The sequence below is a fragment of the Streptomyces corynorhini genome (assembly GCF_003346515.1).
GTDB classification, from domain to species: Bacteria; Actinomycetota; Actinomycetes; order Streptomycetales; family Streptomycetaceae; genus Streptomyces; species Streptomyces corynorhini.
This window is the reverse complement of sequence record NZ_QQNA01000406.1, coordinates 1-9,112: the sequence shown is the minus strand read 5'-3', so window position 1 is coordinate 9,112 and position 9,112 is coordinate 1. Positions and strand designations below refer to the sequence as shown.

General features: G+C 72.6%; 8 protein-coding genes. 4 read left to right on the top strand and 4 right to left on the bottom strand.

Annotated features, from left to right (window positions below; translation table 11 throughout):
• Positions 1-247: 247 nt before the first annotated feature.
• Complete coding sequence (locus DVH02_RS33580; protein ID WP_114627615.1) at positions 248-715, top strand: MarR family winged helix-turn-helix transcriptional regulator; 468 nt, start codon at positions 248-250, stop codon at positions 713-715.
• 62 nt (positions 716-777) lie between these two features.
• Here DVH02_RS33580 and DVH02_RS33575 read toward each other — a convergent pair whose 3' ends face one another.
• A complete protein-coding gene (locus DVH02_RS33575) occupies positions 778-1,203 on the bottom strand; it encodes a universal stress protein (protein WP_114627614.1) in 426 nt (141 codons plus the stop codon).
• 224 nt (positions 1,204-1,427) lie between these two features.
• Between DVH02_RS33575 and lysX the strand changes: the two genes are divergently transcribed.
• Positions 1,428-4,724: a bifunctional lysylphosphatidylglycerol synthetase/lysine--tRNA ligase LysX gene (gene lysX, locus DVH02_RS33570; RefSeq protein WP_114627613.1), complete on the top strand. Its 3,297-nt coding sequence runs from the start codon at positions 1,428-1,430 to the stop codon at positions 4,722-4,724.
• 93 nt (positions 4,725-4,817) lie between these two features.
• Positions 4,818-5,666, top strand: coding sequence for a polysaccharide deacetylase family protein (locus DVH02_RS33565; protein ID WP_114627612.1), 849 nt, complete (start codon positions 4,818-4,820; stop codon positions 5,664-5,666).
• A 34-nt stretch (positions 5,667-5,700) separates the two neighbouring features.
• On the opposite strand, the gene DVH02_RS33560 is transcribed toward DVH02_RS33565, so the two are convergent.
• Complete coding sequence (locus DVH02_RS33560; protein WP_114627611.1) at positions 5,701-6,360, bottom strand: class F sortase; 660 nt, start codon at positions 6,358-6,360, stop codon at positions 5,701-5,703.
• Positions 6,361-6,670: 310 nt separating this feature from the next.
• Between DVH02_RS33560 and DVH02_RS33555 the strand changes: the two genes are divergently transcribed.
• Positions 6,671-7,156 carry a hypothetical protein gene (locus tag DVH02_RS33555; RefSeq protein ID WP_114627610.1) on the top strand — a complete coding sequence of 162 codons (486 nt, stop codon included), beginning with the start codon at positions 6,671-6,673 and terminating at the stop codon, positions 7,154-7,156.
• Positions 7,157-7,290: 134 nt separating this feature from the next.
• On the opposite strand, the gene DVH02_RS33550 is transcribed toward DVH02_RS33555, so the two are convergent.
• On the bottom strand, positions 7,291-7,851 hold the full coding sequence (locus DVH02_RS33550; RefSeq protein WP_114627609.1) for a hypothetical protein: 561 nt from the start codon (positions 7,849-7,851) through the stop codon (positions 7,291-7,293).
• 295 nt (positions 7,852-8,146) lie between these two features.
• Complete coding sequence (locus DVH02_RS33545) at positions 8,147-8,911, bottom strand: bestrophin-like domain (RefSeq protein ID WP_114627608.1); 765 nt, start codon at positions 8,909-8,911, stop codon at positions 8,147-8,149.
• Between the last annotated feature and the right edge of the window lie 201 nt (positions 8,912-9,112).

The following is a 9,112-nucleotide window of genomic DNA, read 5'->3' as shown; positions in this document are numbered from 1 at the left end:
GGCCCGAGCCGTGGCCGAGCACCGCTACGACCTCGCGCTCACCACCGAACCGGCCGCCACGCGGCACGGACTTCGCTTCATTTCACGGCTGCGGCCGATCCGCATGGTCTGGTCGGTCTTCGTCCGTACCTGAGCCCCCGCCTGAGCCACCTGAGCCCCCGCCTGGGCCCCCATCTGAGTCCCCCGGAAGCCGACGAGCGATTCATGCAAGTAGGTGAGCTATCAACAATTTTGTTATGGTGCGGTCATGGACGCGACGCCACGCTGGCTCAATCCAGAAGAGAAGGCTGCCTGGGACAGCTTCATCCGTATGCAGGAGACGCTCGTCGGACGGCTCTCCCGCTATATCCAGGCAGAGTCCGGACTGTCCGCTTCCGACTTCGTCGTGCTGGTCAGCCTCACCGAGCGAGGGGGCGGCCGGATGCGCTTCCTGGAGCTGGCCAAACTTCTGGAGTGGGAGAAGAGCCGGGCGTCCCACCAGGTCACCCGGATGACCAAACGCGGGCTCGTGGCCAAGGAGGACTGCCCCGAAGACGGGCGCGGAGCGTTCGTCGTCGCCACCCCCGCCGGCTACGAGGCGATCGAAGAGGCCGCGCCCCCGCACGTCGAGCAGGTCCGACGTCTGTTCGTCGACGCCCTGACCCCACACCAGCTCAGCACACTCGGCAATCTCTCCCAGCGCGTCCTCACACACATGGAGAAACTGCCGGACTGACCGGGAGACCGCCGGACTGGCCGGGCGACAGAAAGCGGCGTCGGCGTTCGGGTCACACACGCCTACGGCACCACCGTCACCGAGCCGACGATCCGGTGTCCCGCCGACTCAGAGGCGCCCACCACCACCGCGTCCGCCGTCAGCTCCTCGGCCGCCGTGACCAGGCCGTTGTACGGGTCGCCGTGGAACGTGTGGAACTCCCAGCGCACGTCCCAGACGTCCTTGACGCGCTCTATGGCCGTACGGATCTCCCGCACCAGCTCCTCGGCGATCTCCCCGGTCGTGGCCACGGTGGGAACACCGAGGGAGGCACCGGCCGCCATCACGGGCTGTACGTAGACGACGGCGAGCAGCGCCTTCTGCCGCCGCGCGAGACCGCCCGCGTACGCGGCGGCGCGGAACGAGGACTGCGAGCCGTCCACGCCGACGACGATCACCTTCGGGCCGTCGGTCCCGCGTTCGAACTGAGTGTGCTGCTGGTCGGTCACGGCAGGCAGGTTACCGGCTCCCGACGGCCGCCCCGGAGGCGGTCTCCCCCAGAGCTGTCCCGCGATCCCCGGCGGGCGCGCGCCGACGGCCACGGCAGCTCGCCGCGTCGTCGGAACATTCCCCTACGCCCGGTACGGGAATACCCCCGCGCCTCGCGACGCACCGCATCCGACGCCGCGCGCTGATCCGCTCCCCGGCGCACACAGATCGTTAGAGTCGGATCATGAGTGTCCGCGCGCAGGAGTCCCCGTCCGCCCGCGACCGCTTTCTGCGCCGGGTGCCGGGCGCGTTCGCGATGTTCTTCGTCGTCCTCGGCCTCTACTGCGCGGTGATCGCGCTCATCGCCCCGCTGCGCCGCGCCGCCGCCCCGCTCACCCTCTTCCTCGACCTCGTCGTCGTGCCGGTCAGCGCCAACCTGGCCTACGCCGTCTTCCTGCTGTTTCTCGCCGCGGCCCTCGGCGCCAGGAAGCGCGTCGCCTGGTGGCTGGTCATCGTCTATCTGGGGCTGCTCGTCCTGGTCGACGTACCGCTGGTGACCCTTGAGGAGTGGGCGGCGATCCCCAATATGGTGGTGTGCGGCGCCGCGCTGGCGCTCCTCGTCCTCGCGCGCGGCCACTTCCGTGCCGAGACCCGCCACGGCGCCTTCCTGCGCGCCCTGCTGGTGCTGGTCCTCTCCCTGGCCGCCGGGATCCTGCTGGGCTGGGGCCTGGTCGAGACGTTCCCCGGCACCCTCGTCCCCGGCCAGCGGCTGCCGTGGGCGGCGGACCGGGTGCTGGGCGGGCTCGCCTCCGGCGGCAACTTCGACGGCGCCCCGCCCCGGCCGCTGTTCTTCCTCCTCGGACTGTTCGGCGCGCTGGCGCTGCTCGCCGCCGCGGGCTCCCTCTTCCGCTCCCAGCGCATGGAGTCGGCCCTGCACGGCGACGAGGAGCCGCGGATCCGCGCCCTGCTGGCCGCGTACGGGGCACAGGACTCCCTCGGCTACTTCGCCACCCGCCGCGACAAGGCCGTCGTCTTCTCGCCCAGCGGCAAGGCCGCCGTCACCTACCGCGTCGAGACCGGGGTCTGCCTGGCCAGCGGCGACCCGGTCGGCGACCGCGAGGCGTGGCCGCCCGCCATCGACGCCTGGCTCGAACTCGCCCGCCGCTACGCCTGGGCCCCCGCCGTGATGGGCGCCTCGGAGGCGGGCGCCACCGCCTACGCGCGCGCCGGGCTCGGCGCCATCCAACTCGGCGACGAGGCGATCCTGCGCCCCGACCGGTTCGAACTGGCGGGCCGCGAGACGCGGGTCGTCAGGCAGGCCGTCAACCGGGTCCGCCGAGCGGGCGCCACCACCCGTGTCCGCCGTCACTCGGCCCTCACCGACGAGGAGATGGCCGAGCTGACCGAGCGGGCCGACGCCTGGCGGGACACCGAGGCGGAACGCGGCTTCTCCATGGCGCTCGACCGGCTCGGCGACCCGGCCGACGGCGACTGTCTGCTGGTCGAGGCGGTCGACGCGCGGGGCCGCCTGATCGCGCTGCTCTCCTTCGTCCCCTGGGGCGGCGACGGCATCTCCCTGGACCTGATGCGCCGCGACCGCGCCGCCCCCAACGGGGTCATGGAGTTCATGGTCGCCGAGCTGTGCGACCGGGCACCCCGGCTCGGCGTCCGCCGGATCTCGCTCAACTTCGCCGTCTTCCGCTCGGCCTTCGAGGAGGGCGCCAGGATCGGCGCGGGACCGGTGCTGCGGCTGTGGCGCGGGCTGCTGCTGTTCTTCTCCCGCTGGTGGCAGCTGGAGGCCATGTACCGCTCCAACGTGAAGTACCGGCCGCAGTGGTTCCCGCGCTTCCTGTGCTACGCGGACGCCGGGTCGCTCGCCAGGGTCGCGCTCGCCTCCGGGATCGTCGAGGGATTCGTCCCCGTACCCCGCTTCCTCGCCGGGCGCCACGGGCACCGCGGGGTGCGCGGCGCGGGCGGCGCCGCGCCCGTCGTACTCCCGCCCGCCGCCCCCGACGCCGTACCCCCGGCCCCGGCGGGCGGCACGGGGGAGCGGCAGCTGCCCGAGCAGACACGCGTGCGCCACCGCAAGCTCGAACGGCTGCGCGCCCAGGGCACCGACCCCTACCCGGTCGAGGCCGCCGCGCGCACCGGCACCCTGGCCCAGATCCGCGCCGCGCACCCCGCGCCGCCGGGCGGTCCGCGCACCGGCGCGGGCGCACCGGTCACCGCCGCCGGACGGGTGATGGCCGTACGGGACCTCGGCGGCATCGTCTTCGCCGTCCTGCGCGACTGGTCGGGCGACCTCCAGATCGCCCTCACCCGCGACACCGCCGCTGACCTCCTCACCCGCTTCACCCACGACATCGACCTCGGCGACCACATCACCGCCACCGGCCGGCTCGGCGTCAGCGAACGCGGCGAGCCGACCGTCTTCGCCACCGCCTGGCAGCTCACCGGCAAGTGCCTGCGCCCCCTGCCCGACAAACGCCGCGGCCTCGCCGACCCCGAGGCCCGGATCCGGGCGCGCCATCTCGACCTGGTGACCAGAGCCGGCGCCCGCGACGCCGTACGGGTGCGCTCCGCCGCCGTCCAGGGGCTGCGCCAGGGCCTGCTCGACCACGGATACCTGGAGGTCGAGACGCCGATCCTGCAACAGATCCACGGCGGCGCCAACGCCCGCCCCTTCACCACCCACATCAACGCCTACGACCTCGACCTCCATCTGCGGATCGCGCCCGAGCTGTATCTGAAGCGGCTGTGCGTCGGCGGCATGGAGAAGGTCTTCGAACTGGGCCGCGACTTCCGCAACGAGGGCGTCTCGGCCAAGCACAACCCCGAGTTCACCATGGTCGAGGCGTACCAGGCGTTCGCCGACTACGACCTGATGCTCGACCTGGCCCGCGAGCTGATCCAGGGCGCCGCCACCGCCGCCCTCGGCGCGCAGATCGCCCGGGTGACCGGCCCCGATGGCAAGCCCACCGTCCTCGACATCTCCGGCCCGTGGCCGGTCAGGACGGTGTACGGGGCCCTCTCCGAGGCGCTCGGCGAGGAGATCGACGCCGACAGCGACGAGCGGGAGCTGCGCCGCCTGTGCGACCGGGCCGGGCTCGCGCACTCCCACCGCGCCGGCCGGGGAGCGGTGGTCCTGGAGCTGTACGAGCGGCTCGTCGAGGCGCGGACCGGGCCACCCGTCTTCTACAAGGACTTCCCGGCCGACGTCTCCCCGCTCACCCGCCCGCACCGGCACGACCCGCGTCTCGCCGAGCGCTGGGACCTCGTCGCGTACGGAGTCGAACTCGGCACCGCCTACTCGGAGTTGACCGACCCGGTGGAGCAGCGGCGGCGGCTCACCGAACAGTCCCTGCTGGCGGCGGGCGGCGACCCGGAGGCGATGGAGCTGGACGAGGGCTTCCTCGACGCGCTGGAGTGCGCCATGCCGCCGACCGGCGGACTGGGCCTCGGCGTCGACCGGCTCGTCATGTTCCTCACCGGGCTGACCATCCGTGAGACACTGCCCTTCCCGCTGGTGCGCGGGGGCTGACCCCGGCCTCGGAACTCGCCCCATCGGGTGCTTTCCCCGGGACGACCGGTGTGGGGGAGCGACGCGGAGCGGTCGCCGTGCGAGCCATTGGTCATGAAAAAGGACCAGATGCTTCCGGAGCGGCGTACCGTCCTGCGCATCAGCGCCTGTCTCGGAGTGGCCCTCGCCACCCGGCTGCTGACCGCCGGACAGGCCCACACCCCCGACCGCGCCGCGGCCCCTTCCCCGGCGGCGGGATCCCCGGCGGCGGGAGCCCCGGCGAGCGCCCCCCAGCGGCCCTCCGCGTACCGGCTCCAGCCCATGACGGAGGGGGCACGCACCGGACCGGGCAGAGCGGCGCCACCGGTACGGGTCAAGCCCATCCTCGAACTGCCGGAGCTGGGCGACACCATGGTGCTCACCTTCGACGACGGCCCCGACCCCTCCTACACCCCCGCGATCCTCAGCACGCTGCGCCAGTACGACGTACGCGCGATGTTCATGGTCTGCGGCGAGATGGCGCACGACAACCCCGACCTGCTGCGCCGGATCGCCGACGAGGGCCATGTCATCGGCAACCACACCTGGTCGCATCCGCTGATGACCAGGCTCACCCGCACCGGGATCCGCGGCGAGATGGCCCGCACCAGCGACGTGGTGTCCGCGACCATCGGTGAAGCGCCGCTCTGGTACCGGGCTCCCTACGGCGCCTGGAACCGGCACTCCTTCGAGGTCGGCGCCGAACTGGGCATGGAGCCCCTCGCCTGGACCGTCGACTCGCTGGACTGGACGACCCCGGGGACCGGCACCATCGTCCGCCGGGTGGTGGAGGGCGCCGGTCCCGGGGTCGTCATCCTGTCGCACGACGCGGGCGGCGACCGCACCCAGAGCGTGGTGGCGCTGCGCCGCTATCTGCCCCGGCTGCTGGACGCCGGCTACCGCGTCGCCGTGCCGCACCGCTGATCCCGCGGGCCCCGGGCACAGGCGCCCGGGGCCGTCAGCGGGTGCTGACCAGCCGGGCGAAGACGACGACGTTGCCGTCGTAGCCACCGGCCCGCGAATACCCGCCGCCGCAGGTGATCACCCGCAGTTCGGCGTGGCCGGTGTCGCCGTACACCCGGGAGCCGGGGAAGTCGTTCTTCGCGTAGACCTCGACCCCGTAGATCTCGAACTCGGCGGTGCGGCCGTCGTACCGGTCCACCTCGATGTGCCGGCCCTTCTCCAGCGAGCCCAGCCCGTAGAAGACGGCGGGTCCCGTGCGGTTGTCCACATGGCCGACGACCACGGCGGTGCCCCGCTGGCCCGGCGCGACACCGTTCTGGTACCAGCCCGCCAGGTTCGGGTCCTGCGCGGGCGGAGCGGCGATCCAGCCGTCCGGGTCGAGTCCCACGTCCACGACCGGTGTGTCGACCTTCAGGTCGGGGATGCGCACCCGGGACATCGGCGCGTACGGCAGCGGCTCGACGACCGGGACGGTGGTGGTGGCGAGCGCGGCGGGGTCGGCCAGGCCGGCCGAGGCGGCCGCGGCGGGCTGCGGCGGTCCCAGTGGTGTGTCGATCCCGTTCCGCATCAGCGCGATGCCGGTGAGCATCACGAGAGCCAGAACGCCCCAGGGCGAGCGCTTCCTCGACTCCGGGACGTAATGGTCCTGGCCCATGGGTCTCCCTTCGTGGCGTCTGCTGGCACGGTAAGGGCGCGGAGCCGGGGCGGCGATCACTGGCGCGCGAACGGGTGGCGCGGGCGGGCGGGGTGACCCATTGGAGGGCATGGCGTCCATAAGATTTCTGACGGTCTGTGACCTGCGGCTCCGCCCGCCCCCGGCGCCGTCGCACGGCGTGTCGCCGCATCGGGGCGGACCGTACCGAAATGCGCCGCTCCGCTCGCGCGGTGAGGGTTCGTCATGGAAGGCGTACTCGTCGAATTTCCCGGAGCACCGCTTTGGGGCGTCTTCCTCTGGAGGTTCAACGATGCGTGCTTCACGCGCTCTCGCGGTGACCGCGACCGCCTGCGCGGCCGTGGCGCTCTCCGCCCCGCTCGCCGCCGCCACCAACGGTCCCAGAGACGTCACCGTCAACCCCTACGAGGTCCACCAGGGCGGGACGCTCCACATCCGTGTCTCCGGCTGCGGCCACGGGGGAAGCGTCACGTCCAACGCCTTCTCCAGGGCGGAGCTGTCGGACAACGAGTCGGGACACTCCTCGGCCAGGGTCCGCATCCACGACCGCACCACCCCGGGCCACTACAACCTGGCCGTGCGGTGCAGCGACAACGACCGCGTGGCCACGCACCAGTTCCGGGTACTGGACGGGCGGGGCGCGCTCGGTGGTCTCGGCGGTTCCGTCGGCCCCGGTTCCACGGAGGTGGCGGTCGGCGGCGGGCTGGTCGCCGCGGCCGCGGTGGGCGGTTCGCTCTTCGTCACACGCCGTCGCCGGACGAGCGGCGCGGGCGTCTGACCCGTACGCCCCGGGGCCGGAGTCCCGCCCCACGCGCACGAACGCCTGTCGCCCCGAGTCCTGGCGGAGGACTCGGGGCGACAGACGTCCGTGCGCGTGTGCGCACGGGGCGCGGTGAGCGGGTACGGGAGGGATCAGTGGGCGCGGCCGCCCGCCCGTCGCCGCACCACATGCGCGGTGCCCAGGGCCGCGGCCGCGATCAGCCCGGCTCCGGCGGCGAGTTCACCGGCGCTCACACCGACACTGCCGCCCAGACCGCCCCTGACCCCGCTGGGCACGACCGTCGAGGTCGACCTCGCCGTCGCCGTCGCGGTGGCCACGGCCGTACGGGCCGGTGTGGCGCTCGGGGCCCGGGTGGCGCCCGAGACCCTGAGGTCGGTCCTGCCTGTGACCCCGTTGCAGACGAAGGTCACCTGGTAGGCGGCGCCCGGCTTGGCGTCCCAGTCGACGGTGGCGAGCGCGGTGCGGCCCGCGGGGATGTTGACGGTGTCGAAGACCCCGGAGGACGCGGTCGCGGTCGAGGCGCAGTTGGTGACACCGAGCGTCACCCGCCCGCCGGGCGCCACCGTGGCCGGGGTGACGCTGAAGCCGAACGGAGTGGTGCCGCCGTCGACCGCGGCCGTCGCGGTGGGCGCGGTCAGGGCGAGTGCGGCCACCGCGAGCAGCGCGGCGGACGGGGCGGATATCGCGCGCATGGTGCATCCTCCGGGTCCCCGAGGAGCAGCTGCGGAACCGTTTTCCACACAAGCCGGTACATGCGCCTCGATGCCGCACACGCTAGGAGCGCCCTACCACAGTCGCGATCGCTGACGGTCGAATGGGGCACGGAGGTCCCCCGGTCGGCGGACCTCCGTGCCCTCTCCGTGCCTCTCCCGTCCCCTTCTACGTGGTCCCGCTCCGTCTCCTCTTCTCCTCTTTCTCTTCTGTCTCTTCGTCTTCTTCCGCTTTCCTCTTTTCCCTTTTCCCCTTCTCTGTCTCTTCGCTCTCCGGTCAGGAGCCGATGTGCGGGAAGAGATCGAGGAAGGGTCCCGCCGTCGCGCCGATGCCCCGGCCGTAGGGCGCGTCGAAGTCCCAGATGAGGAAGAGGAGGAAGGAGATCAGGATGCTGAACAGGGCGGCGAGCAGCAGTTCGCGGACAGTGCGGCGGATCTGGAGCACGAAGATCAGCCCCACCGTGACCACCGCCCCGATGATCAGGCCGAACCAGACCACCCCCGGCATGGTGGCCCCCGCGTTCTCCCCGCGGGCGCCCCGCGCGTCGTCGGCGGCGGCCACCTGGTCGAGCACCGGCTGGTATGCCTGGCCTTCGAGGTCGGTGTGCGGCTCGAACCGGGTGACGTCCGTGCGGATGCGGTCGAACAGCTCGGTGCCCCGCTTGCTGAGCGCCTCGTGGTCCGACATGTGCGGCCACTCGGTACGGACGACGTAGGAGACGTAGGCGTCCACGTCGTCGCGGATCTTCTCCCGCGTCGCCGCCGGGTAGACCTGGACCCGCTGGGAGACCTCGTGCAGGGCCTGGGCCTCCTGGCGTACGGAGTCCTGGGCCGCGCTGCGGCCCTCCCAGACGCCGGCGATCGCGAGCCCCAGCACGATGGCGTAGATCACGCCGATCATCATCGTCATGTAGTCCATGACGTCCGGGGTCCCGCTGGTGTCGTCGTCGGCGCCGACATGACGGCTGCTGTAGACGACGATGGTGAGGACGACCGCGCAGACGGCGGCCATCGCGATACTCAGTACGAGCCATTCCGACATGGTGTCTCCGTGGATCAGCGGGAACGCGGGCGCAGTACGGCGACGGCGAGCACCGCCGGGGCTGTGAGCAGGAGCATCATCAGGACCGGCGAGGTGTGGTTCCTCGGCACGTCACGCGTCGCCTTGCGGTACGCGGGAACGGCCACCGAGGACGGGGACGGGGCCGCCGACGGGGTGGGCGTCGGCGGCCCCGTCCCCGTC

Coding starts and splice junctions, on each gene's coding strand:
- DVH02_RS33580 (WP_114627615.1), top strand. CDS start 248: ATGGACGCGACGCCACGCTGGCTCAATCCAGAAGAGAAGGCTGCCTGG.
- lysX (WP_114627613.1), top strand. CDS start 1,428: ATGAGTGTCCGCGCGCAGGAGTCCCCGTCCGCCCGCGACCGCTTTCTG.
- DVH02_RS33565 (WP_114627612.1), top strand. CDS start 4,818: ATGAAAAAGGACCAGATGCTTCCGGAGCGGCGTACCGTCCTGCGCATC.
- DVH02_RS33560 (WP_114627611.1), bottom strand. CDS start 6,360: ATGGGCCAGGACCATTACGTCCCGGAGTCGAGGAAGCGCTCGCCCTGG.
- DVH02_RS33555 (WP_114627610.1), top strand. CDS start 6,671: ATGCGTGCTTCACGCGCTCTCGCGGTGACCGCGACCGCCTGCGCGGCC.
- DVH02_RS33550 (WP_114627609.1), bottom strand. CDS start 7,851: ATGCGCGCGATATCCGCCCCGTCCGCCGCGCTGCTCGCGGTGGCCGCA.
- DVH02_RS33545 (WP_114627608.1), bottom strand. CDS start 8,911: ATGTCGGAATGGCTCGTACTGAGTATCGCGATGGCCGCCGTCTGCGCG.